The following is a 24,567-nucleotide window of genomic DNA, read 5'->3' as shown; positions in this document are numbered from 1 at the left end:
ACCGCAACGAGCGAAAGAGACCGATATAAGCGCCTCTGCGCGTGAGCTACAACAATGAGCGAACAACACCAGAACCTGGCCATTATCGGTCACGTTGACCACGGGAAAAGTACGCTCGTGGGGCGACTCCTCTACGAGACGGGGAGCGTACCCGAGCACGTCATCGAACAGCACCGCGAAGAAGCCGAAGAGAAGGGTAAGGGCGGCTTCGAGTTCGCCTACGTGATGGACAACCTCGCCGAGGAGCGAGAGCGTGGTGTCACCATCGACATCGCCCACCAGGAGTTCTCCACCGACGAGTACGACTTCACCATCGTCGACTGTCCTGGCCACCGCGACTTCGTCAAGAACATGATCACTGGCGCGAGCCAGGCCGACAACGCCGTCCTCGTCGTCGCCGCCGACGACGGCGTCGCACCCCAGACCCAGGAGCACGTCTTCCTGGCCCGCACCCTGGGTATCGACGAACTCATCATCGGCGTCAACAAGATGGACGTCGTCGACTACAAGGAATCCACCTTCGACGAAGTCGTCGACGAAGTCAACCAGCTGCTCCAGCAGGTCCAGTTCAACACGGACGACGCCTCGTTCATCCCGATCTCGGCGTTCGAAGGCGACAACATCGCCGAACCCTCCGACAACACGGACTGGTACGACGGCGAGACCCTGCTCGAGGCCCTGAACGACCTGCCGGAGCCGGAGCCGCCGACGGACGCGTCGCTCCGACTCCCGATCCAGGACGTCTACACGATCTCCGGTATCGGTACCGTCCCCGTCGGACGTATCGAGACCGGTGTCATGAACACGGGCGACGACGTCGTCTTCCAGCCCTCGGACGTCGGTGGCGAGGTCAAGACCATCGAGATGCACCACGAAGAGGTGCCCAAGGCCGAGCCCGGTGACAACGTCGGGTTCAACGTCCGTGGCATCGGCAAGGACGACATCCGCCGCGGTGACGTCTGTGGCCCCGCCGACGACCCGCCGAAGGTCGCCGAGACCTTCCAGGCCCAGATCGTCGTCATGCAGCACCCCTCGGTCATCACGGCCGGGTACACGCCGGTCTTCCACGCCCACACGGCACAGGTCGCCTGTACCATCGAATCCATCGACAAGAAGATGGACCCCTCGAGCGGCGAGGTCGCCGAGGAAGACCCCGACTTCATCCAGTCGGGCGACGCTGCTGTGGTCACCATCCGACCGCAAAAGCCCCTCAGCATCGAGCCGTCCAGCGAGATCCCCGAACTCGGTTCCTTCGCCATCCGCGACATGGGTCAGACCATCGCGGCCGGCAAGGTCCTCGAGGTCAACGAGAAATAAATGCAGCAGGCACGCGTTCGACTCGCGGGCACGAGTCCCGACGACCTGGACGACATCTGCGACGACGTCCGCGAGATCGCGAACAACACCGGCGTCAACCTCAGCGGTCCGATCCCGCTGCCGACCAAGACCCTCGAGGTGCCGACCCGGAAATCGCCTGACGGCGAAGGCACCGCGACGTGGGAGCACTGGGAGATGCGCGTCCACAAGCGCCTCATCGATCTGGACGCCGACGAACGCGCACTCCGACAGCTCATGCGCATCCAGGTGCCGAACGACGTCTCGATCGAGATCGTCCTCGAGGACTGATCCGACCGGCGCCGGGTGACCGGACGCCACGTTCCGATTTTCCGTTTTTACCGCGACAGGGAGCTACCGGTGTATCCGTGCCCGCGGTCCACGGCGTGACGGATGAGACGTTGGGGACGATCGTACCGATCGATTACAGGCCACCGCAGTCCACGATCACTCCCGTTTCGCGGACGCCGACGGTCCGTTCGACCGCTCTCGAGCCGTCCGTAACCGTCGATGAACGCCGCTACGGCCCCGCTGGTGCCGTTTCTTCCGAGGCGTAACTCGAGCCTACGGAAGAAACGCACACATTCGCCGTCGACGACCCGCGTAAGGCGTGCAGACTTTTGGGTCTCGCTCCCCGAATGAACGTATGCCAAGCGGGAACAGGAAGGGAACGCGAAACCGACGGCCGGCACGGTCGCCCTCCGACGCGACCCCCAACTCGAGCCCGGAGGACGGCCGGGGTCGGGGTCCGAAGTCGAACCCGAACGGGGGCTCGGGCAGTCCCGTGCTCGAGATTCTCGTCGTCTTCCTGGCCGTCTACCTCCTGCAGGGGGTGGCGGCGTTCGCGGGGGCGATGGGCGGCCTGTTCGTGCTCTCGCCGCCGCTGACGGACAACCCCTGGACGATCGTGACCAGTGTCTACGCCCACGGCGGAATGGGCCATCTCCTCTCGAACAGCGTCGCGTTGTTCCTGTTCGGCTGGCCGATCGCCCGCGCGACGAGTCGGCTCCGGTTTCACCTGTTTTTCGCGATCACGGGTGCGCTGGCCGGTATCTCGCAGATCCTCCTGACCGACGCCGTCCTGGCGAGTCCGCTCGTCGCCGCGACGGGCCGGCCGGGCGTACTCGGCGCGAGCGGGGCCGTCTTCGCGCTGATGGGCTATCTGATCGCCTCGAACCGACTGTCTGCGGGCCTGGCCTCGTTCGTCGACGTTCCACGGTGGGTGGCGATCACGGTGTTCGTCGTCCTGGCGGCGGCCGTGACCCTGGCGACGGCGTCGCCGGGAGTCGCGCTGATCGCACACTTCGCCGGGTTCCTGCTGGGGCTGTTCGCCGGCCGAGCACGGGTGTTACACGTCGGCGGACGAACCAGATCCTGACGCCAGCCTTCGAGCGACGAGGACGGATCGACGCCCCTCGAGTTGACCCGAAGCGTGGGGAGACGCCTGCGATAGTGGGTTCCGGCCGTTTCCGGGGTATCCACTGTGCTATCGACGTGTCCGGAACGTTTTTGTGCAGCTGTTCTGATTCGTAGCCAACAGGTCATAAGCGATGAACGAGTACCGACTTCGGCTGTCACTGCTGGTTCGCATGGCCGTCGCCGTCGGCGTCCTCGTGACGCTGTCGATCGCAGTCGCGGTCGTCGTCGGCCTGATCGGAGGGGTGCTGGGCCTCGTCGCCTGGGAGTGGATCGAATCCGGGTTCGGACTCGTTGGCTCGTTTCCCGGACTCAGCGACCTGACGGCCCTTTCGCCCGCGGCCGCAGCGATTCTCGCCGCCCTCGGGCCGCTGGTCGTCATTAACTGGTGGCCGCTGATAACCAGTTACACGCCCGTCGAGTACCTGTTTCGGCCGACCCCGTCTTCGCTTTTCGTCACGGGCGGCCTGATCGGCTGTCTGTACCTCGCGATCGTCGACGGAAGCGCCGCCGTCGCAGGGGCGCTCGAGGCGGTGCGGTCGACGACCGAGGGCCTGCTGGTTGGGTTCGGGCTGAGCGGCTTCCTCGTCGTGGTCCTGCTGGTTGCCGAATCCCGCCGCGAGATCCGCCGGCTCCGGGACCGACTGATCGCCGACAGCGACCCCGTTGCGGCGATCGATCCGGAGATCGAGGCGACCGTCAGGCGACTCGCCACGCTCGCGAGCGTCCCCGTGCCCGACGTGTACGTCACCGAGACCGATCGACCCGAGTCGTTCACGGTCGGAAGCGGCGACTCGGCCGTGATCGTGGTGTCGACGGGGCTGTGCGAACGGCTCTCCGACGCGGAACTCGAGGCCGTTCTGGCCCACGAGGTCAGTCACCTGGCGAACTGGGACAGTCGGCTCATGGCCGCCGCCATCGTCCCGGTGGTGATCGCCGACGACTGGATCGAGCGCGAATCGTCGGACATCGGGGATCTACTGTGGAACGCCGTCTTCGGCGCGTTGCGGCTGTACGGCCAGGTCGGCGTCGCCGTCCTCTCCCGCGGCCGGGAGTGGCACGCCGACGCCGGTGCGGCCGCGCTGGTCGGCTCGCCGGCTCCGCTGGCGGGCGCCCTCGAGACGCTTGCCGGCGCCAGGTACAAGCCGGAGACGGATCTCCGGGAGTGGGAACGGTCGATCGTCGCCCTGGACGTGCTGCCACCTGCGCTCGAGGACCGGACGTCGGGACCGTTCCGGACCCATCCTCCGACCGAGGCCCGGATTCGGCGCTTGCGAGGTCTGGGGAACGAGGACGAACGGTCGTGACTTCGAGGGGGCTCTCGAGGGGCACGACCGCGGCGCCCATGCCAGTGCGTGCGTACGAATCACGATCTTCCGACGAAACACAAGGTACAAATAGAAACCCGGGTTAGAAACGGGTGCGGGCTCGTAGATCAGTGGCAGATCGCTTCCTTCGCAAGGAAGAGGCCCCGGGTTCAAATCCCGGCGAGTCCATAATTCTGCAGCGCGAGCAAACTCGCAAGTATCAGGTGTCTTCGATACTCAGATTGCACCGCTGAAAAACGCGACGGCTAGCTCACGCCACTTTCGACGACTCGAGTCCGAAAACGGTCTCACGGGGAGCGTGTCAGAGGCACGAGTGTCGTGAGACCGAATAGTCATTCATACCGAACCATAGTCAGCGTTCCGGCCGAACCGGACGCGAGAGCGCCTGCGTCCTCTACCGGGCCGATACGACGTCGCGATATCGCTGCTGCGATCCGCGAGAAGACGCCGTCCTTGCTCGTTACTCGTCAGGGCTCGGCGACTGGAGCCGCGAGAGGTACGACGCCAGGTCGGTCGTCGTGACGATGCCGATCACGCCTTCGGTCTCGTCGACCACGGGGACGTGTTTGAACCCGTGTTCGATCATCAGGTCGGCGACGTCGCGGATCGAGTCCTGGGCGGAGGCCGTGATGACGTCGGTGGTCATGTACCGCGAGACGGTCGTCTCGGCCTTGGGGTGGCTCTGGGCGACGATGTCGACGAAGTCGGTCGAGGTGAGGATTCCCTCGAGGCCGCCCTCGTCGTCGACGACGATGACCGAGCCGATCTCGTTCTCGAGCATTACCTGGCCGGCGTCCTCGACGAGGGTGTCCGGCGAGACGGTATGTAGCGACGAGGACATGACTCGTGCCACGAAAATGTCTTCCATACCCGGGAGTTGTCAGGAACGACTATTAAGGGTTGCCGAAGCGGAAGCTAAAGACCGAATTCGGGTGTCCCCGGGGCCCGTCGGTCGTCGCTCCGTCCCTTCTCTTTTCCCCGTGGGGGGAACGGTATCCTCAAGCTTTACGCTGTCCCCGCAATATTGGCCGGTATGCAGGTAAACGAGGCCGTCATCGACTGCCTGGTGGACAACGGCATCGACACGCTGTTCGGCATCCCCGGAAAGCAGACCCTCCCGTTGAACGAGTCCATCGGCGAACGCGACGACATCGAGTTCGTGATGGCCCGCCACGAGACCGCGGTCTCTCACCAGGCGTGGGGTTACGCCGAGACGAGCGGCGAGATGGCTGCGACGGTCGTCATCCCCGGCCCCGGTGACATGAACGCGATGAACGGCCTGAAGAACGCGAAAAACGACTGCACGCCGATGCTGCATATCGCCGTCGAGACCGAACCCGAGATCCGGGGCGGCGACGGCATCCACGAGACGCCGCCCGACACCTACGACAACGTCGTCAAGGAGAACGTCACGGTCGAGACGCCCCACAGCACGGTCGCGGAACTCGAGCGAGCGATCGAAGTCGCTCGCACGCCACCGAAGGGGCCGGTCCGGGTCGGCATCCCGAAGAACTTCCTTCCGATGGACGTGCCGCTGGCCGCCTCCGGTGAGACCGAGGAACCCGCGAACGCGCCCGGGGACGTCCCCGCGGACGACCTCGCCGCGGCGGCCGACCTCCTCGCCGACGCGGCCGCACCGATTATCGTCGCCGGCGGCGGGGTGCGGTCGGCCGAGGCCGCGGACGAACTCCGGGCCGTCGCGGAACGCCTCGAGGCCCCCGTCATCACGACTTACAAGGGCAAAGGGACCTTTCCCGACGACCACGACCTTGCGGCGGGCACGCTCTGTGGCGGGACGGGCACGGCAGTCAAGGAGTGCATCGCCGAGGCGGACGCGGCCCTGGGCGTCGGTACCGACTTCGACGCGGTGACGACCAAGAACTGGTCGATCGAGATCCCCGAGGACCTCGTCCACGTCACGCTCGAGGCGTCCGACGTCGGCACCGGCTACGAGCCGACGGTCGGGATCGTCGCCGACGCCGCGAAGACGCTGGCGGCGCTCGAGGACGAACTCGCCGACTCCGACCGCGAGATCGCGAACGAGGCAGGGCTCGAGCGCGCCCGGCAGGCACGAACGGGAACCCGAGACCGGATCGCGGCCCTGCGCGAGGGCGACGAACCGCCGCTTACCACCGTCAGCGCGCTCGAAGCGCTCCGCGAGACGATCCCGCGGGACGCCGTCGTGACGGCCGACGCGGGCGGCTTCCGCCTGTGGACGCTGGTCGCGTTCGAGGCCTACGACCCCCGCGACTACGTCAACCCCGGATCGTGGGCGACGATGGGGACCGGCGTCCCGTCGGCGATCGGGGCGGCCATCGCGAACCCCGACGGGGACGTCGTCGCGCTCACGGGCGACGGCGGGCTGATGATGTGCGTCCACGAACTGCACACGATCGCCGAGGAGGAGTTAGACGTCACCGTGGTCGTCCTCAACAACAGCGACTACGCGATCATCAGCGAGGAGGCCGAGCGCAGCTACCGGATGGGCGAAAGCGAGTACGGCTGGACGGACGTCCCGATCGACTTCGTCGCCGTCGCCGACGGAATGGGTCTCGAGACGATGCGGGCGGAGACACCGGACCGGATCGCCGCGACGGTCGGCGAGGCCCTCGAGCGCGACGGGCCGACGCTGGTGGAGGTGCCGACGGATCCCCTCGAGCCCCAGGCGAGCGTCTGGATGAACGCGGACGAGTGACGGCTCGGCAACGCCGACACGACCTCTCGTCGATCCGAACGATCCCGACGATACCGCCCAATTCTGCCGGTTTCGGCCGTCTGGAGTTAGCAATCGTTATGCGGGAGGGTCTCCGTCTGTCCGACACGCATGAGCACGGAGCAGTCGGGCGGGATGAACGACAACGACAGATCCATCACGGGATTCGTGATGATCTCCCACGCCGTCGTCCACACCTACGAGCTCTCGATTCCGATCCTGATGGTGATCTGGCTGACCGAGTTCGACGTGACGACAGCGGTACTCGGGACCGCGGTCGCGATCGGATACGGGCTGTTCGGCCTCGGGGCCTTGCCTGCAGGTGTCCTCGCCGACAAGTTCGGCTCTCGAGAACTCGTCCTGGTCTGTCTCGCCGGTATGGGCGGCTCCTTCCTCCTTTTGGGTGCCGCACAGGGAATCGTGACGATCACGATCGCGCTCTGTCTCTGGGGCGTCGCCGCCAGCATCTACCACCCCGCGGGCCTCTCGCTGATCTCGACCGGCGTCGAACAGCGCGGCACCGGCTTCGCCTATCACGGGATGGCCGGCAACTTCGGCATCGCGTTCGGGCCGCTGATCACCGCCGTCCTCCTGCTTTTCTTCGACTGGCGGCTCGTCACGGGCCTGCTCGTCCTGCCGGCGGTGATCGCGATCGCGTACGCGGTCACCGCGAGTTTCGACGAGACCGCGGCCGTCCGTGCCGACGGCGGTGCCGATGCCGACGCGGATCCAGACGCCGACGACGCGCCGACCTCGCTGTCCGGTTTCATCGAGGACACCCGCACGCTGTTTACTTTCGGCTTCACGATCGCGATCTTCGTCGTGATGATGAACGGGCTGTTCTACCGGGGCACGCTGACCTTCCTGCCGGACGTCCTGGGCGGCTTCATGCCCGACGTCGTCGATCAGCTCCAGCTGTTCGATCCGGACAGTCCGATGGCCGAGGAGTTCGATCCCGCGTCGTACCTCTACGCCGGCCTGCTGATGGTCGGGATGGCCGGCCAGTTCGTCGGCGGGAAGCTGACCGATCGGATCCCCACGGAGACCGGCCTCGTGGCGATCTTCGGATCGCTGGCCGTCGTGGCCCTCCTCTTCGTCCCCGCGGCCGAAGCCGGGCTGGCCTCGCTGCTCGTCGTCAGCGTGCTGCTCGGGTTCCTCCTCTTTGCCCTGCAGCCGATGTATCAGGCGACGATCGCCGAGTACAGCCCGCCGGGTGACCGGGGGCTCTCCTACGGCTACACCTACCTCGGGACCTTCGGCATCGGCGCCGCCGGCGCGGCGATCACCGGCTACCTCCTCGAGATCACGTCGATCGCGGGGACGTTCGCCGGACTCGCGGCGTTCCCGGCCGTCGGCGCCGTGCTGGCGGTCGTGCTGTACCGGTACGGCGAACGACCCTGACCCGGCCGCCGACCGTTTCGCCGCCTTTCGTTCGATCGGGCCGGCTTCCAAAAGGGATATCCCGAATCCGGTGTCTCCACCGGTATGGGACCGAACAGCGGGTCGGATGAGGGAGCAGGGTCCGGCTCGACCGCCGGATCGGGCATCAAGGCAACCGAGACCACCTTCGCCATCGTCGACGCCCTCGCCGACCGCGAGCGGGCGCGCCTGACCGAGATCGCCGACGCCGTCGACGTCGCCAACAGCACGGCTTCGGACCACCTCCGGACGCTGCGCGATCACGGCTACGTCGTCGCCGAGGAGGACGGCTACCGGCTCGGCCTCAAATTCATGGACACGGGCGAGCGGGCGAAACGGCACTACCGCGACCTGCTCGAGGCTGCGGATCCCGTCCTCGAGCAACTCGTCGCGGAGACGGGCGAGACTGTCAACCTCGTGGCCGAGGAGAACGGCCGCGGGGTCTACGTCGACCGGCGCGTGGGCGAACGGGGCGTGCCCACGGACTCCTGGGTCGGCAGAGGGAAGCCGCTGCACACGATTTCGGCGGGCAAGGCCATCCTTGCGGAACTCCCCGAGGAACGGCGCGCGGAACTCCTCGAGGGCGGCCTCGCTGGCGTCTCCGATCGGACGATCACGTCGCCGGCCGACCTCGAGGACGAACTTGCCGCGGTCCAGGAGGAGGGCGTCGCGTTCAACGACCGGGAGTCCCACGAGCGGATCCGCGCCGTCGGGGCACCGATCGTCCTCGAGGGCGACGTCTACGGGGCCGTCTCCGTCGCGGGACCGGCAAAGCGGCTCACCGGCTCCTACTTCCGGGAGGAGATCCCGGACCTCCTGTTGGGTGCGGTCAACGAGATCGAACTCAAACTCGCCTACCGGTGACGGCCCGTCGCCGTACGTTTAAATACCTATTCTACCCTACAGGGTGACGTATCGATGCCGACCGAGTTTCCCCTCGAGGGCGTCTGCAGGCTCCGGCCGGTCCCCGCCACCGGGAGCGACCCCCTCGAGGCCGTCGCCCGCGAGTACGCGGCCCTCGCCGAGGAGCACGGCCCCCGAAACGTCCTGGTCCTGAAACGCCACCCCTCGGGGCAGGAGTCGGTTCGCCGCCGCCTCGCCGCGGTTCACTCCGACGACGGCGGGCCCAGTTCGCCCCGCGTCGAGTCGGTGCCGGAACACGCCTCGAAGGTCCTAGAGGAGTACGACCCGACCCTCGACCGACTCGAGTACGAGGAGCGTATCGAACTCGTCTCGCTCGTGATCGAGGGCGCGAGCAGGGACGTGCCCGACTACCTCCGGCGGGCCGCCCGGCGGGAGAGTTTCGCCCGCGACGTCGGGCAGTTGCTGCTCGCGGCAACCCGGCAGCGGGTCGGACTCGAGGACGTTCCGGAAGCGGAGAGTGCGGACGGAGAGGCTCCACGCAGCCGGACCGACGACTGCCTCGCCTTCCTCTACGCGATGAACGACCGGTTCCACGACGAACTCGAGGACCGCGGCTACGTCGAACGGGCGGACGTGATCCCGCGGGCGCTCTCGCTGCTCGAGGACGACGCCGACGGCCTCCGCTCTCGCGTGACCGACTCGTTCGACGCCGTGCTCGCCGTCGAGTTCGAGGAGTTCCGCCGCCTCGACCGGCGCTACCTCGGCGCGCTGACGGCCGACGCCGACCTGGTCTGTCTCGGGGAAGGCCACGCCAGCGTCGAGCGGACCCGCGTCGAACCGGGCCGAGTCGCGGACGTTGTCGACGACGAACCGGGGCTCGCCCTCGAGCGGATCGACTCCCACCCCGACGGTGCCGCCGACCGACCGCCCCACGCCGAACTCGTCCGCTTTCTCGCGACCGGCGAGCCGCCGGACCTCGAGGCCGGAGACGAGCCGATCGGTCGCGCCCGGCGGATTCGGGCCCGCACGCCCCGCGAACAGGTCCGGGCCGTCGCCACGGAGATCGGGGCGCTCGAGGACCGCCACGACTGGAGCTACGACGCCTTCGCCGTCGCCGTCCCGTCGATCGAGCGCGTGCCGGAGACCAGGCGACGCCTTCGGGAGGCCGGAATCCCGACCGCGACGATCGGCACGCCCTCCCTCGCGGAGGATCCGGCGGTCAACGAACTCTACGCGTTCGTTACGCTCCAGTGCGAGCGGGCGCGGGACGCCGACCTCGCGTCCGAGGGCGCGAGCGAGGCCGACGACGGCCCCCGTTCCCGTACCGAGTACGACCGCGAGGCCGCCCTCGAGCGCCTGCGAGCGCGGGTCGAGGGGTTCTCGCCGGACCTGCTCGAGGCCTGTGGGGACGCGAGCGTCGCCCGCTCGCTCCGGCGGTGGATCCGCCGGACGGACCTCAAGGGTCGGATCGCGGGCGACGAGGAGTGGGTCGACGCCCGCGAGCAGTACGAGGGGATTCGCCGCGTCCTCGAGATCGCCGACTTCGTCGAGGAGACGGACCTCGTCGCGCCGGACTGGGACGGGCTGCGCCGGATGCTCCGGCGGACGATCCAGTACGACGCGCCGTACGTCCATTCGGTCGAAACGCAGCCGCCGACCGGCGGCGTCACGGTCTGTGCCGTCGAGGACCTCAAGTACGAGCCGCGGGCGGTCGTCTTCCTGCTCGACCTCGTCGACGACACCTACCCCGGCGAGCAGTTCCTCACGCAACTGTTTCCCTCGACCTGGCTCCGCGAGTCGTCGGCGTACCCGGCCGTCACCGGCCCGTCCGCCGGGACCGTCGCGGAGACGTTCGCGCCGGTCGACGGACCGGACGCGGTCGGCGACCCCTTCGACGCCTACCACGCCCAGCGGGCCCGAAGACGGCTCGCGCTCGGCGCCCGGGCCGCGACGCGTCGTCTCTACTGTTGTTCCTACGAGCGGGGCTCCGGCGGTCTGCGCCGCAGCTACGACGAATCCAGGTACCTGAAACTGATCGAGTCGACCCCCGGGCTGGCGCTCGAGGACGTCGCCACCGAATCGAACGCGGCCATCTACGGCGAGAGCAACGCCGTCGAGGCCCTGCTCGACCAGCCCCGCGGGGAACTCGAGCGGGTGCTCCGGGAGGCCAGCACCGGCGGCGAGGCGGACCTCGCGGCGACCGAGGAGCTGTTCGAGGAGATCGCGCTCGTCCTCGATGAGGGTGACGTCGACGACGAACTCGCCGAGGCGGTCCGCTCGCAGTTCGAGTTCGCGGCGGGGGAGGTGGTGCGGCGTGACTGACCGGGACGCCGAAACGCCCCCCGACTCGATCTCCGTCGAGGGTCTTCGGACCTACCTCCAGTGTCCGCGACGGTACGAGTTCGCCCACGTCGACGGCCTCGAGGGCGGAGAGACCGACGGAGAGGACGAGGCCACGGTCGAACGCGTCGCGCTCCTGCGGCGGGCGCTCTGTGACGCGCTCGTCGATGCGGCCGGCGACGATCCGGACCCCGAAACGCTCGCCGAACGCGCCACGCGACGGCTGGCGACGCTGTGGGACGACCACGACGAACACTTCCACTCACGGGCCCAGCGACGTCACGAGCGCCGCGTCCTCGAGGCGACGCTCGAGGCGTACGTCGACCGCGTCGGCGCCGAGCACGCGGCCGGCATCGGTCGGCTCGAGGACGAACGGGAAGCGGACCGGCCGCTCGTCGGTCCCGACCTCGAACTCTCGACGACGGTGGCCCCTGCGAGCGGGGCTGCGGATGGCGGATCACGGGCGAGTGAAAGCGAAGTCGACAGCGATCTCGATCCCGTCACCCTCGAGGCCCCCGTCGACTACCTCTACGCCGACGGCTCGTCGCTGGTCGCCGTGCGGTTCGTCCCGACGCTGTGGCCGCTCGGCTACCTGCGGTACCGCTCGGACTGGGAGCGCGTCGAGGACCGGTTCGTCGACCACTTCGACCCCGAAGCCGACGCGTTCGATCCCGGGCCGGCCGCCGCCCTGCTCGAGACGGCCGTGGTCCTCGACGGCCTCCGGAACTATCGGGACCGGCTCGGGCTGACCGAGCGGACCTGCCGGTACGTCCAGATTCCGCTTGCCGACCGGTCGAACGCGTCGATCAACTGGGTGAGAGAGACCGTCGAGACTGACATCGAGGTCGTCGACCTCACCGACGTCTACGTCGACCACCACACGTTCGGGATGACCCACGAACACCGCAACGAGACCGTCGACGGACGGCTCGAGTCGATCGTCGACCGCATCCGGGCGGGCGCGTTCGACCCGGGCGAGCGGTGGGACGACGTCCGCGACGAGGAGTGTCCGGACTGTGCGTACCGGGTCTGCTGTGGCGACTACCTCGAGACGGAGGTGGGGTTCGATGCCTGAGCGAACGGACGGGACCGACCGCTCGAGCCCGGAGACGACCGACGACGTCGCCGACCTGCTCGTGGGCGACGGCGACCTCGAGCCCCGGGGCAACCAGACGGCGGTCATCGAGAGCACGGCCGCCTGCACCTCCGTCGACGCGGGGGCCGGCACCGGGAAGACGACCACGATGCTCATGCGGATCGAGCGCGCCATCGAGGGCGGCGAGGTCGACCCCGACGACGTGCTCGTGTTGACCTTCGCGAACGAGGCCGCGGGCAACATCCGGGACGCGGTGACCGAGCGACTCGACCCCGACGCCGCGGCGGCGATCGACGTCTACACCTACCACTCGTTCTGTCACCGGCTGGTCCGGGAGTACGCCTACTACCTCGGCTACGATCCGGAGTTCGACGTCGTCACCGACCGCAAGCGGCGGCGGATCGTCGGCCGCCTGCTCGCGGAGAACGACTACGGCTTCGCGGCCGCCACCGGCGACGGCTCGCCGGCCGAACTCACCCGCGAGGTCGACGGGTTCATCCAGGAGATGAGCCAGGAGGACGTCGACCCCGACGAACTCCGCGAGCGACTGCCCGACGTCCGCACCCTCGAGTTGTGCACCGAGTTCGTCCTCTGGCTCGAGCGCCGGGCGAACGCGGACCTCTCGTTCGACGCCGAGGCGCTCCGGTACTTCAACGAACCCGACCACCTCGAGGAGGCGACGGAGTCGCTGGTCGACTACGGGAAACTGATACAGTACTGCCGCGAGAAGATCGAGGAGTCGCCGGCGTTCACCGAGGAGGCGGTCGTCCGCGACGTCGACCGCTATCTCGAGGTCCTCCAGGACTGCGTGACCCGGACGATCGAGGCGCTCTCGCTCGAGGAGCCCGAGACGAAACAGCTCCCGCGGGCGCTGTTCTGCAACGCCGTCCGACGGGAGGCCACGGAGCGACTCGAGCAGAGCCCGTTCGGGCGGCTGAAACACTACGTCGAGTTCCTGCGGCTCGCGCGCCACTACGCCGACGTCTACGCGGACTACCACGAGGCGCTCGCCGAGCGGGGGGCGCTCGACTTCGACGAACTCGTCCGGACGGCGACCGACCTGCTCGCGGACGAGGCCGTCGCCGACGGGATCGCCGGCCGCTGGGCCCAGGTCTACTGCGACGAGTTCCAGGACACCGACGACACCCAGTTTTCCCTGCTCACCGAACTGACCCGCGGCCCGGACCGCCCGTCGCTGTTCGCCATCGGCGACAAGGACCAGGCGATCTACGGCTGGCGCGGCACCGACCGGAAGGGGCTCGACCGCCTCGAGGAGGTCTACGACGACCACGAGGCGGTCGAACTCGGGCTCAACTTCCGCTCGCGCCAGGAGATCCTCGACCTCGCGAACCGCTGTGAGTACGGCCACCAGTCCTCGAAGAGGCTACGCGAGGACGGACGGACCAGGGGTGAGTACGCGGACTACGAGGAGTACGAGTACGCCGACGAGGAGGACGGGAACTCTCCCCTCGACCCCCCCTTCGACCACGTCGTCAAGGTCGAGAGCGACGAGATCGAACGCCCGACGGCCGAACAGGTCGCGACGACCGTCTCGCGGCTGCTCAACGGCGAGGCGGAGAACGTCCCCCGGCGACGGCTCGAGCACCTGGCGGTCGTCGTCCGGACGAACCGCCACGCCCAGGCCGTCGCCGACGCGCTCGAGGACAGACGGATCCCCTACGAGGTGTCCGGGTCGCCGGGCGGCGAGGTGTCGCCCGGGATTCGGACGGTCCTGTCGTACCTCAGGGCGCTCGTAGATCCGGACGCCGACGCCTACCTTCGACGGGCGTTGCTCTACCGGTACCGGGTCCCGGAGGGCGACCTGAAAACGTTGCAGCGGTACGCCCGCGGGGAGGACCGGTCGCTCCGGGATGCGGTCTTCGCGGTCGGCGACGGCGAGGACGACGGGGACGAAAACGACCGCATCGAGCGCGACCGACTGGCCCATCCCGACCGCCTCGAGCGGGCCCGCGACCACCTCACGACGCTCGACCGATATCGTCGCGTCTACCCCCTGTCGGGCTTCCTGCGGCGGTTCCGGGAGGTCACGAACCTCGAGTGGTACCTGACCGGCGACGAGCGCGCCGAGTTCGACCGGATCGAGCGGTTCGTCGAGGCCTACGACGCCGACACCGTGCTGCGGACGCTCTCGCCCGAGTTCCTCGACGCGCTCGAGGCGACCCTCGAGGGGGGCGGGAGCGACCGAACCCGGGGCACGCGCTCGAACGACTGTGTGGACGTGATGACGGTCCACCAGGCGAAGGGCCTGGAGTTCGACACCGTGCTCGTCCCCTACCTCTCGGACGAGGAGTGGTGCGTCGAGTCGGACTACGCCGAGCGCGCCCGCGAGCGCCTGCTGGCCGCGGCGCTCGAGGACGACGACTCCCCGCTGCTCGCCGACGTCGCCGCCGAGAGCGTCGGCGAGGAGTGGCGAGTGCTCCACGTCGCGCTCACGCGGGCGGCGAACCACCTCTTCGTGTTCGGCTCCGAGTACGACTACGAGGGCGACGACGAGGCCGGCGAACTCGGCGTCTCGACCGCCGACGCCTGTCTCCCCGATGCCGTCCAGTGGTCGACGGCCGGCCGGCGGATGGACCTCTGGTCGTCGCTGACCGAGAGCTTCGAGCGGGTCCGCGAGACCTACCCCGAGAGCGTCGCCGACCGGACCGACGCGCTTTCCCGCTCGAGCGGCGTCACGCCCGGATCGATCACCTACTACGCCGACTACGAGGACCGCCACGTCGAGCCCCTGCGGACCCGAGAAGCGATCGAACGGGTCCACTACCTGGGCCGACTGCTGCGGACGGGGACGCTCCTGCCCGCGGCCGACGCGGCCAGTTACGGGGACCTCGAGGACGACCCCCTCCGGGTCCCCGCGGAGCGGAGTCTGTCGACGCTGACGACCGACGCCGTCCGGTTCCCGGTCGAGACGCTCGCGAACGCGACCGAGCTTCCGGTCGCGATCACCCACAGCTACACGGCGATGCGGACGCACGAGACCTGTGCGCGGAAACACTACCTGGACCACGTGGTCCGGGCGGTCGACGATCCTGCGGTGGGTGACCGAACGGTCTCGAGTGGAGAGGGCAACGACGGAAACGGGGACGGCGACGGCGACGGGGGCGGGGACGGAGACGGAGACGGAGACGGCGATGGCGCCGACGATGGAAACTCCCGAATCGTCGGCACCGTCTTCCACGACGTCGCCGAGGAGGCGTTCCACCGCGACTACGGGACGAAAGCGGAGTGGGAGACGGCCGCCCGTCGACAGCTCACCGCCCGCGGCCTCGAGGAGTACCGCGAAGAAGTACTTTCCTGCGTCGACCGCTTCTTCGCGGCCGCCGCGGACGAGTACAACCGGCCCGTCGCCGACTGGGAGCCGCTGGCGGCCGAACTCCCGTTCTCGCTCGAGGAGGTCGACGGCGTCGCCGGCGACGTGGTCGGCTACGTCGACTCCGTTCGGCGGACGCCAGACGGGGAACTCGCCGTGCTCGACTACAAGACGACCGCCGAGCGGATCCCGCCGGAGGAGGCGGTCCAGCTCGTGCTCTACGCCCGCGCCTGCGAGGACCGGTTCGACGAGCCGCTCGCGGCCGTCGGGTACGTCTACGTCGGCGAGGAGGGTCCCGGAGCCGCCCCGCGCGTGGACCTCTTCGATCCCGACGACGAGGCCCTGCCGTCGTGGTCTGCGGTCCTGGCGACCCTCGAGTCGGTCGACGACCCCGCCTACCGGGAGACGTCACCCGGACCGCACTGCCGGCGCTGTCCCCACCGGTCGCTCGGCTGCGCGCCCGACGAGTACCTCGAGGGGGACGACGCCCCGTAGCCCCGCGTCGCCGGCCCGACGGATGACACCCCCCGTTCAGAGTGATAATCGGCCGACGCCGCGGATACGTGCGCTTATGTCGGTTCGACCGAACGATCCGATATGATCGAGGCGACGCTGTGTTTCCCGCTGCGGGCGCGGACCGTCGACGACTCGAGCGCGACCGACGCGACAGGCGTGACCGACGCCGACGACGTCCTCCTGATCGAGAAACGCCGCGGGCTCGGCGAGGGCTGGTACAACGGCCCCGGCGGCAAACTCGAGGGCGACGAGACGCCCCGCGAGTGTGCCGTCCGCGAAACGCGCGAGGAGGTCGGCCTGGAGATCGACCCCGCCAACCTCGAGAAGGCCGGCGAGTTGACCTTCCTGCTGGACGGCGAGGTCCACACGTTCTGTCACGTCTTCCGGACGACCGCGTTCCAGGGCGAACCGACCGCCTCGGACGAGGCCCGCCCGGAGTGGGTCGATATCGAGGACGTCCCCTACGATCGGATGTGGGAGGACGACCGGCTCTGGCTGCCCGGCGTCCTCGAGGGACGGACGATCGCCGGCGAGTTCGCGTTCCGGGGCGGCGAGCCGCTGGACGAGGCCGAGTTCGTCCGTCACGACCTCGAGTGGGACGTGTCCTTCGAGGACGTCGGGGCCGACGAGGCGGAACGCCGTTCCTGACGACCGTCGAACGCTCGGCGCTACGCTGGTACGGGCCGCTGCGCTGGTACGAGCCGTTACGAGCCGTTACGAGCCGTTACGAACGATGACGGAGACCGAACGACGTCACGCCGGATCGACCGTTCCCGCCGCCGGCAGTTCGATCTCGACGCGGGTGCCGTCCTCGCTGACGTCGAACTCGAGGCACCCGTCCGAGAGTTCGACCACCCAGTTGATCAACCACAGGCCGGTGCTGCTTGCGTGTTCGAGGGGCGTCTCCTCCGCGCTGTCGAGTGGCTCGAGTTCGTGCTCCGGGATTCCGGGACCGTTGTCCTCGACGACGAGCCGGACGTCCTCGGCCGTCTCCGCGACGATGTCGATCCGCGGCTCGTCGGCGTCGTTGTGCTGGGCCGCGTTCTCGACGAGGTTGTCGACCGCGTGTTGCAGGTGCGCCCCGGCGAGGACCCGATACTCCGACGGGACGTCCACGTCGATGGTGACGGCCGGATACCGCTCCCGGACCGTCGCGACGGCGTTCTCGACGACGGTCGCCAGATCGTGCTCGGTCACGCCGCCGCTCTCCTCGAGGATCGCGCTGATCGCCCGGGCGTTCTCGCTGGTCCGTTCGATCTTGTCGGTCGTCTCGAGGATGGCCTCCCCCATCCCGGCGTAGGGCTCCTCGAGGTCGGTCGCGATCCGCTCGGCGTACCCCGAGACGACGGTGAGCGCGTTCCGGATGTTGTGCCGGAGGACGCGCGTGAGGATCTGCCGAAGCACCTCGAGTTCGCGCTCTCGTTGCCGGAGTTCGCGCTCGCGCTGGATCCGGTCGCTGATATCGGAGTTGACCGAGATGTAGCCCTCGATGTCGCCGTTCGCGGTGATCGGCGCGATCGTCTGCTCGACCACGTACCGCGTCCCGTCTTTCCGCTCGTTGACGACCTCGCCTTTCCACACCTCACCCGAACTGATCGTCCCCCAGAGGTCCTCGTAGAACGCCTCGTCGTGCTCTCCGGACTGGAGAATGCGAGGGTTGCGTCCGATCGCCTCCGACGCCGTGTATCCCGTTACCTCCTCGAAACTGGGGTTGACGTACCGGATCTCCCCGTCGGTGTCGGTGATCGTGATCGAGTGGCCGGTCTGTTCGACGACCCGCTTGAACCCTCGAAGCTCGCGTTCGCGCTCCTCGAGCGTCGCGACCTGGTCCGCCAGCGCGATCGACTGGCGACGCCGGACGAGCAGGCTCTCGAGGCGTCGATACAGAAGCGGCGGATCGATCGGCGCGTCCACGACGTCGTCGACGACCGGCGGGTCGGACCGCTGCTCGAGCGCGGGCCACGAGCGACGGCTCGAGTCGGGTCCGCGGACGACGACGACGGGGACGAACGTGGGGTCGGCCGTTTCGGTCCGCTCGCGAAGCGCCTCGCGGTACTCCGGGAACGCCCGATCCTCGACGAGGTACAGGTCCGCGTCCTCGAGGCGGTCGGTGACGACCCGGTACCGGTCGGCGAGCAACTCCCGGAGGGCGCTCCGGTCGCCGTCGTTGGCGACGAGCAACTGGATCGTGTCCTCGGACCCGTCCTCGAGGCCGGTCGACGGGACTCGTCGGTATCCGTCGGTCGTACCGTTCTCGCTTTCCCCCTCGCCGTCACCGTCGCCCTCGCGCTTGCCCTTGCCCTCGCCGTCGTCTCCGCTCGCCGGAGTCCCGCTGGGCCGGTCCGCGTCGCCGCTCATCGGTCACCTACGCCGCCGTCGGTCTGTCGTTCTCGCGGTCGTCCCTGCAGAACGCCGGTGTGGCTCGTCACCGGTCCGCCGATCCGGACCCCATCCGCAGTGATCTCGAACGTGCGCAGCGTCCGGTCGAACGGTCCCGCTCGTTTCTTCAACACGCCGATCACTTTCTCCAGCCCGCCGTCGGCCTCGAGGTAGCTGATGAAGACGATGTTGTCGGCGATGTAGCTGAGATTGGCGCTCGTCGCGTTCGTCACGCCGGCGAGTTGCTGGATCTCGTCCGTGACCAGCACGGTAACGCCCCGGTTTTTCAGGTAGCGGGTCAGCGCGTGTAGCTTCCGTACGAGTCCCTCCGTCCGGCCCTGCAGCGACATCGTGTAGCCGTCGATGCCGTCGATCATCACCACCTCGGCGTCCCCCCGTTCGACCCGCTCTCGGACCATGTGGGCGAACTCCTCGGCGGACAGCGAGAGCGGTTCGATCGGTTCGACCGCGAGCGACCCCTCCTCGCGCAGGTCCGTGATCGGCAGCCCCACCGACTCCGACCGGTGCGTGAACGTGTCGACCCCTTCCTCGAAGAGATAGAGGACGGCGTTCGTTCCCTCCGCCGCGGCCTGTGCGAGGAACTGCGCCGCCGTGGTCGTCTTCCCGGCCCCCGTCGGGCCGCTGACGAACGTGACGGTACCGGACTCGAGGCCGCCGCCGACGAGTTCGTCGAGCGCCCCGTTCCCCGAGCCGAGCGGGTGGGGATCGAACGACCGATCGTGGCGCTCGGGAACCAGCGCCGGGAACACGTCGATTCCGCCGTCCCTGATCTCCATCCCGTGGCTGCCGCGCTTCTGCCCGTAGCCGCGGTGTTTGGTCACCCGGAGCCGTCGACCGCCGTCGCCACGCTCGAGTTCGATGACGCTGTCGCTCAACGACTGGACCTCGACGTCGTACTCGCCGTCGCCGGAGACCGTAGCCGTCGTGACGACGGTCGTGTCCCGTTCCTTGAGAAACCGCATGAGCGAGAGGATCCGCTTGCGGAACTGGTGTTCGTTGGGTTCGATGTATCGCAGTTGGGTGATGGGATCGATGACGACCCGCGCCGGATCGATCTCCCTGATCGCCTCGTGGATGTCCTGGGTGTACCGGTCGTGGTCGACCTCGGCCGGATCGACGAGGTCGTACGACCGATCCTCCGTGAAAAACTCCGACTCGGGCCCGAGGTCGAGAAACGCGGCGTCGGAGATGTCGATCCCGAGCCGCGAACCGTTCGTGAGTATCTCCTCGCGGGACTCCTCGCCGTGGACGAAAAGTACCGTCTCGCCGCGCTCGAGTCCGGCCTCGAGGAAGTGCATCCCCAGGAGCGTCTTCCCGGTCCCCGGGCGGCCACAGACGAGGTAGAGCCGTCCAGTCACCAGTCCGCCCCGCAGGACGTCGTCCAGTCCGTCGATACCGCTGCGTATCCGTTCGGGTTCCCTGCTCGCGTTCTCGGTGCTGTCTGTCATGGATTCCAACCAGTCGATCGGTGCCGCGCGTCGCGGCGCCCTCTTCGAGTTCGGTTCGTCGGCGATTCTCCTCGCGTCGACCCCGGTGGTCGCCCGCTCATTCCCGGTCACCCGCGCGACGGAGCGAAACGGTGAAGACGCTCCCCTCGGGATCGTTGTCCTCGACCCAGACGTCGCCGCCGTACTGCTCGACGAGCGTCCTGACGAGGTACAGCCCCAGCCCCGTCCCCGGGCTGTCGATGTCGGTCTCCCCCTTCCCGAACACGTCCGCCTTCCGGTTGTCGGGAATGCCCGGCCCGTTGTCGGCGACACGGAGGACGACACGGTCGCCTTCGACGTCCGCCGACACCGTCACCCGCGGCTCGGCGGCGTCGTTGTGAACGATCGCGTTGACGAGCAGGTTGTCGACGACCGACGTCAGCATGTCGTCGGCGACCACCGACGCCTCGGGCACCGACCCCTCGAGGGAGATCCGTGCGTCGGAGTAGCGGGCGCGGATCGCGTCGATCCGCGAGGTCAGGACCTGCGGCAACGCCACGGGCCGTCGTTCGTCGTCCCGCTCGAGCATCGTCTCGGTCAGATCGCGTGCGGTCTTGGTCAACTCGATGGCCTCCTCGGCCGACTCGAGGACCTCCGAGAGGTGTTCCTCGGCGGCGGACAGATCCAGATGCGCGTCCGCGTCCGCGGCCGTGTCCGCTTCGGCACCCGAGAGTCGGTCGGCGAGTAACTGCGCCCGCCCCTTGACGACCTGCATGTCGTTGCGGACGTCGTGACGAACGACCTGATTGAGCAGGTCGAGCCTGTCGCGTTGCTCCTTGAGTTCGGTGACGTCCCGGGCGTAGCCCAGGACTGCCGGCTCGCCCGTACCGGCGACCTCGAACGGGATCTTCGTCGTCTCGATGAACAGCGTCCGGCCGTCCGCGGCCGTCAGCTCCTCCTCCGGGATGTGTTTGGGCTCCATCGACTCGATGACCTCGCGGTCGTCCGCCCGGAAGGCTTCCACCTGTGCCGCCGACTCGAGCAGTTCCGCGTCCGTTTTCCCCTCGATCTCCTCGAGCGAGCGCCCGTAGACGTCGGCGACGGTCTCGTTTGCCAGGATGTACTCGCCGTCCCGGTTCTTGGCGAAGATCAGGTCGGGCACGAGATCGATGACCTGCCTGAGCTGGGTGTGTGCAAGCTCGAGATCCCGCTCGCGTTCCTTTCGTTCGGTGATCTCGCGACTGAGCGCGAGAAACCGCCGCTCGTCGTCCAGTTCGATACAGCTCACCCAGATCTCGACGGGGTACGTCGAGCCGTCGCGCCGCCGGTGTTCGCCTTCGACTTCTAGAACCGATCCGGGCTCGAGGTCCTCCCAGATCCCCCGAAGTTCCGGCAGCGAAAGCCCCGTCTCGACGTCTCCGACGTTCATCGAGAGCAACTCGTCGCGGTCGTACCCCGTCTGTTCGATCTGTTTCTCGTTGACGTCGAGGATACAGCCGTCCGAATCGTGGACGATGATCGCGTCTGGCGACTGGTCGAACAGGACCTGGAGCCGTTCCCTGCTGCGTGCGAGTTCCGCCTTCGTCCGCTCGCGCTCGGTGACGTCCTGGAGGATGCCGTCGAAGTAGACGTCCTCGCCGTCGCGTCGCTCGATCGCGGAGAGGGAGCCGTAGAAGGGGTCGCCCTCGAACGTCTCCAGTTCGATCACCTCGTTGCGGAGCTCTCCGTACTCGGTGAGGGCCTCGCTGAACTCCGCCCGTCGGCCGGGGTTCCGGTAGCACTCGGCGGGGGGTCGCTCGAGCAGCGCCGCCTTCGACGGAGCGTCGAACATCTCGACCATCGCGTCGTTGACCTCGAGGAAGGCCCCCTCCTCGCCGGGCGTCGACCGGAAGACGCCGACGGGAACGTTCTCGATGATCTCCTCGTAGCGCTCGAGGTCGCACTCGTAGCGCCGGCGCTCGAGTTCGTGGCCGACCCACTGTGCGAGGGCCTTTACGGTCGATTGCTGGACCTGCCCGACGTGGGGCGTCCGTGGCTCCTCGCTCGCGAAACAGACGGTCCCGTAGACGTCGCCCTCGACGACGATCTTCGCGCCGACGTAACAGCGCAGCCCGAACCGCTCGAAGGCCGGATCGATCTCCCACTCTGGATCGTTCGCGGCGTCGGTCACCACGACCGGTTCGTCGGCCTCGAGGGTGTGCCGACAGTAGGTTTGCTCGAGCGGGTCCGTGGCCCCCTCCTGGATCCGCTCGTGATCGCCGATGGCCGCGACGATCCGCTGGGTGCCGTTCTCGATCCGGGTGACGTAGCCGATCGGGAACGCGAGCGACTCCGTTCCGATCTCGAGGAGACGCTCGAGTTTCTCGTCGACCGGGCGGTTCGGTTCGAACGCCACGTCGTGGAGCCGCGAGAGCGTGCTCGCGGAGCGTTCGATCTCCTGCTCGAGGCGTCGGCGGTCGGTCACGTCCCGCTGGATCGCGACGAACTTCTCCACCGTCCCGTCCTCGCCGACGATGGGAGCGATCGTCTGGTGGGCGAAGTACCGGTCGCCGGACTTTCGTTCGTTGACGATCTCTTCCTCCCAGACCTGGCCGTCCAGGATCGCGCTCCACATTTGCTCGTAGTACGACTCGTCCTGTTCGCCCGACTTGAGGATCCGCGGGTTCCGACCGATCGCCTCCGAGGCGGAGAAGCCGGTAACCGCTTCGAACGCTCCGTTCGCGTACTCGATCCGGCCGTCGGTGTTCGTGACGAAGACGGCGTCGGCGGCGTGGTCGATCGCCTCCTCGACGCGCTCGGGACCCAGCGAGAGTTCACTCTCCTCGCGGGATGCGGCCTCGATCCGGCGGGCGAGCACCTCGTATTCTTCGGTCGCCTGGTTTCCCTTCCGGACGTAGTCGGTCACCCCGGCTGCGAAGGCGTCGCTGACCGTCTCGGCCGACGCCCCGTCCTCGTCGGCGAACAGTACGAACGGCACCGTCCGGTCGTCCGATCGAACGGCCCGGAGAACGGACAACGGGTCGACCTCGAGGGCCGTCCCACAGACGATACAGTCGATGTCGACCCGTTCGAGGGTCGCGAGCGCGTCGTCGACGCTCGCTTCGGTCCGCACCTCGAACTCGGCCGCGTCGGTCTCGGACTCGAGGTAGCGGCCGACCGGCTCGAGGGCCGACTCCCCGTCGACGTACAGTACGCGAAGCGACGGCATTCGTCTCGAACGAACTCGTTTTGGGGACAATCAACCCAACCGGGAATTCTCGGCGAACAGGAACTGATAGGACGTTTATCAACCGACCTGTATTTTCGAAGTCCTATAAATACCCTTTCCTCGACGGGTTCAGTCTGGGGCTTCAGTCTAGGGCTTCAGCACGACCTTGCCCGAACTCTTGCGGTCCTCGATGTACTGGTGGGCCTCGGCGGCGTCCTCGAGCGGGAACTCCTCGCCGAGGATCACCTGGAGGTCACCTTCGGTCAGCCCCTGCGTGAGGTCCGGAACGGCCTTCATGACCCTGTTCGGGTCGTGGTACGCCGCCTGACCGAGGTGGAAGCCCTTGACGGTCTTGTTCTCGAAGAGCAACCGCTGGTTCTCGGCCGAGGCGGGGACGCCGCTGGCGACGCCGTAGGTGACCATCCGCCCGAAGTGGGCCATCGCGTCGAGGCTCCGGTCGAAGACGTCGTCGCCGACGCTCTCTAGGACGAGGTCGACGCCTTCGCCGTCGGTCTCGGCCTCGACGACCTCGCGGAAGTCCGTCTCGGTGTAGTTGATCGGGTGATCACAGCCCAGGTCAGCGGCCAGATCGAGTTTCTCCTGGCTGCTCGCGGTGCCGAACACCTCGGCGCCGGCGTTCGAGGCGAGCTGGACGGCGGCCGTGCCAACCCCGCCCGCGGCGGCCTGGATCAGCACTGTCTCGCCCTCCTCTAAGCCGCCCCACTCGAACAGACAGGCGTGGGCGGTCAGGAACTGCACGGGGAAGCCGGCGGCTTCCTCGAAGCTCATCCCCTCGGGGATGGGAAAGAGCCGCTGGGCGTCGGCGGTCGCGTACTCGGCGTAGCCGCCGGTGTTCAGCATCGCGACGACGCGGTCGCCTTCCTCCAGGCCGACCCCCTCACCGGTGGCGTCGATCCGTCCCGCGGCTTCCATCCCGGGGACGTAGGGCGTCTCGGGACCGCCGGGGTAGTGGCCGCGACGTTGCATCACATCGGCGAAGTTGATCCCCGCGGCTTCGACCTCGATGCGAACCTCGCCCGCGTCGGGTTCCGGGCGGTCCGTCTCGACGGCCTCGAGTTGCTCGCTGCCGCCGTACTCCGTTACCTGGATTGAGCGCATGGGTTTACGTTGGTAGCGAGGGGTATAAATCTGTGACAACAGGAAGGGACCGACG

The 24,567-nt window shown here is 68.1% G+C and carries 16 protein-coding genes and 1 tRNA gene; 12 read left to right on the top strand and 5 right to left on the bottom strand.

Annotated features, from left to right (window positions below; translation table 11 throughout):
- The first annotated feature begins 54 nt into the window (after positions 1-54).
- From tuf to BM113_RS03045, 5 genes are all read left to right on the top strand, one after another.
- Complete coding sequence (gene tuf, locus BM113_RS03065) at positions 55-1,317, top strand: translation elongation factor EF-1 subunit alpha (protein WP_089785217.1); 1,263 nt, start codon at positions 55-57, stop codon at positions 1,315-1,317.
- On the top strand, positions 1,318-1,626 hold the full coding sequence (rpsJ, locus tag BM113_RS03060) for a 30S ribosomal protein S10 (protein WP_004215311.1): 309 nt from the start codon (positions 1,318-1,320) through the stop codon (positions 1,624-1,626).
- Positions 1,627-1,981: 355 nt separating this feature from the next.
- The gene (locus BM113_RS03055) at positions 1,982-2,713 is read left to right on the top strand and encodes a rhomboid family intramembrane serine protease (RefSeq protein WP_089785215.1); all 732 of its coding nucleotides are present in this window, start codon (positions 1,982-1,984) and stop codon (positions 2,711-2,713) included.
- A 172-nt stretch (positions 2,714-2,885) separates the two neighbouring features.
- A complete protein-coding gene (locus tag BM113_RS03050; RefSeq protein ID WP_089785213.1) occupies positions 2,886-4,058 on the top strand; it encodes a M48 family metallopeptidase in 1,173 nt (390 codons plus the stop codon).
- A 117-nt stretch (positions 4,059-4,175) separates the two neighbouring features.
- Positions 4,176-4,247 (top strand) — tRNA-Ala (locus tag BM113_RS03045).
- A 292-nt stretch (positions 4,248-4,539) separates the two neighbouring features.
- Here the strand turns inward: BM113_RS03045 and BM113_RS03040 are convergent.
- On the bottom strand, positions 4,540-4,947 hold the full coding sequence (locus BM113_RS03040) for a CBS domain-containing protein (protein ID WP_177209082.1): 408 nt from the start codon (positions 4,945-4,947) through the stop codon (positions 4,540-4,542).
- A 165-nt stretch (positions 4,948-5,112) separates the two neighbouring features.
- Here BM113_RS03040 and BM113_RS03035 point away from each other — a divergent pair, with 165 nt between their 5' ends.
- The 7 genes from BM113_RS03035 to BM113_RS03005 all read left to right on the top strand — a co-directional run bounded on the left by BM113_RS03035 (position 5,113) and on the right by BM113_RS03005 (position 17,006).
- Entirely contained in the window at positions 5,113-6,774 is a 1,662-nt protein-coding gene (locus BM113_RS03035) for a thiamine pyrophosphate-binding protein (RefSeq protein ID WP_089785211.1), read from the top strand.
- A gap of 129 nt (positions 6,775-6,903) precedes the next feature.
- Entirely contained in the window at positions 6,904-8,193 is a 1,290-nt protein-coding gene (locus BM113_RS03030) for an MFS transporter (protein ID WP_089785209.1), read from the top strand.
- An 84-nt stretch (positions 8,194-8,277) separates the two neighbouring features.
- On the top strand, positions 8,278-9,075 hold the full coding sequence (locus BM113_RS03025) for an IclR family transcriptional regulator (RefSeq protein ID WP_089785207.1): 798 nt from the start codon (positions 8,278-8,280) through the stop codon (positions 9,073-9,075).
- A 54-nt stretch (positions 9,076-9,129) separates the two neighbouring features.
- Positions 9,130-11,397 carry a PD-(D/E)XK nuclease family protein gene (locus BM113_RS03020; RefSeq protein ID WP_089785206.1) on the top strand — a complete coding sequence of 756 codons (2,268 nt, stop codon included), beginning with the start codon at positions 9,130-9,132 and terminating at the stop codon, positions 11,395-11,397.
- A complete protein-coding gene (locus BM113_RS03015; protein ID WP_089785204.1) occupies positions 11,390-12,490 on the top strand; it encodes a PD-(D/E)XK nuclease family protein in 1,101 nt (366 codons plus the stop codon). Before BM113_RS03020 ends, BM113_RS03015 begins: the two co-directional genes overlap by 8 nt.
- Positions 12,483-16,337 carry a UvrD-helicase domain-containing protein gene (locus BM113_RS03010; RefSeq protein WP_089785202.1) on the top strand — a complete coding sequence of 1,285 codons (3,855 nt, stop codon included), beginning with the start codon at positions 12,483-12,485 and terminating at the stop codon, positions 16,335-16,337. The genes BM113_RS03015 and BM113_RS03010 overlap by 8 nt, the downstream gene beginning before the upstream one ends.
- Before the next feature lie 102 nt (positions 16,338-16,439).
- Positions 16,440-17,006, top strand: coding sequence for an 8-oxo-dGTP diphosphatase (locus tag BM113_RS03005; protein WP_089785201.1), 567 nt, complete (start codon positions 16,440-16,442; stop codon positions 17,004-17,006).
- 105 nt (positions 17,007-17,111) lie between these two features.
- Here the strand turns inward: BM113_RS03005 and BM113_RS03000 are convergent, their stop codons facing one another.
- The 4 genes from BM113_RS03000 to BM113_RS02985 all read right to left on the bottom strand — a co-directional run bounded on the left by BM113_RS03000 (position 17,112) and on the right by BM113_RS02985 (position 24,512).
- Positions 17,112-18,716, bottom strand: a complete 1,605-nt coding sequence (locus tag BM113_RS03000; protein WP_089785198.1) for a PAS domain S-box protein — start codon at positions 18,714-18,716, stop codon at positions 17,112-17,114.
- Complete coding sequence (locus tag BM113_RS02995) at positions 18,713-20,206, bottom strand: ATPase domain-containing protein (protein ID WP_089785566.1); 1,494 nt, start codon at positions 20,204-20,206, stop codon at positions 18,713-18,715. Before BM113_RS02995 ends, BM113_RS03000 begins: the two co-directional genes overlap by 4 nt.
- Positions 20,207-20,303: 97 nt before the next feature.
- On the bottom strand, positions 20,304-23,393 hold the full coding sequence (locus tag BM113_RS02990) for a PAS domain S-box protein (RefSeq protein ID WP_089785196.1): 3,090 nt from the start codon (positions 23,391-23,393) through the stop codon (positions 20,304-20,306).
- Positions 23,394-23,540: 147 nt separating this feature from the next.
- Positions 23,541-24,512 (bottom strand): quinone oxidoreductase family protein, encoded by a 972-nt coding sequence (locus BM113_RS02985; RefSeq protein WP_089785194.1) that lies wholly within the window; start codon positions 24,510-24,512, stop codon positions 23,541-23,543.
- Between the last annotated feature and the right edge of the window lie 55 nt (positions 24,513-24,567).

This window comes from Natronobacterium haloterrestre, from assembly GCF_900112205.1.
Classification (GTDB): Archaea; Halobacteriota; Halobacteria; order Halobacteriales; family Natrialbaceae; genus Natronobacterium; species Natronobacterium haloterrestre.
This window is presented reverse-complemented; position numbering and strand designations above follow the sequence as displayed.

Bases quoted from the DNA above. Each gene is read 5' to 3' on its own strand.
- tuf (WP_089785217.1), top strand. From the start codon at position 55: ATGAGCGAACAACACCAGAACCTGGCCATTATCGGTCACGTTGACCAC.
- rpsJ (WP_004215311.1), top strand. From the start codon at position 1,318: ATGCAGCAGGCACGCGTTCGACTCGCGGGCACGAGTCCCGACGACCTG.
- BM113_RS03055 (WP_089785215.1), top strand. From the start codon at position 1,982: ATGCCAAGCGGGAACAGGAAGGGAACGCGAAACCGACGGCCGGCACGG.
- BM113_RS03050 (WP_089785213.1), top strand. From the start codon at position 2,886: ATGAACGAGTACCGACTTCGGCTGTCACTGCTGGTTCGCATGGCCGTC.
- BM113_RS03040 (WP_177209082.1), bottom strand. From the start codon at position 4,947: ATGGAAGACATTTTCGTGGCACGAGTCATGTCCTCGTCGCTACATACC.
- BM113_RS03035 (WP_089785211.1), top strand. From the start codon at position 5,113: ATGCAGGTAAACGAGGCCGTCATCGACTGCCTGGTGGACAACGGCATC.
- BM113_RS03030 (WP_089785209.1), top strand. From the start codon at position 6,904: ATGAGCACGGAGCAGTCGGGCGGGATGAACGACAACGACAGATCCATC.
- BM113_RS03025 (WP_089785207.1), top strand. From the start codon at position 8,278: ATGGGACCGAACAGCGGGTCGGATGAGGGAGCAGGGTCCGGCTCGACC.
- BM113_RS03020 (WP_089785206.1), top strand. From the start codon at position 9,130: ATGCCGACCGAGTTTCCCCTCGAGGGCGTCTGCAGGCTCCGGCCGGTC.
- BM113_RS03010 (WP_089785202.1), top strand. From the start codon at position 12,483: ATGCCTGAGCGAACGGACGGGACCGACCGCTCGAGCCCGGAGACGACC.
- BM113_RS03005 (WP_089785201.1), top strand. From the start codon at position 16,440: ATGATCGAGGCGACGCTGTGTTTCCCGCTGCGGGCGCGGACCGTCGAC.
- BM113_RS03000 (WP_089785198.1), bottom strand. From the start codon at position 18,716: ATGAGCGGCGACGCGGACCGGCCCAGCGGGACTCCGGCGAGCGGAGAC.
- BM113_RS02995 (WP_089785566.1), bottom strand. From the start codon at position 20,206: ATGACAGACAGCACCGAGAACGCGAGCAGGGAACCCGAACGGATACGC.
- BM113_RS02990 (WP_089785196.1), bottom strand. From the start codon at position 23,393: ATGCCGTCGCTTCGCGTACTGTACGTCGACGGGGAGTCGGCCCTCGAG.
- BM113_RS02985 (WP_089785194.1), bottom strand. From the start codon at position 24,512: ATGCGCTCAATCCAGGTAACGGAGTACGGCGGCAGCGAGCAACTCGAG.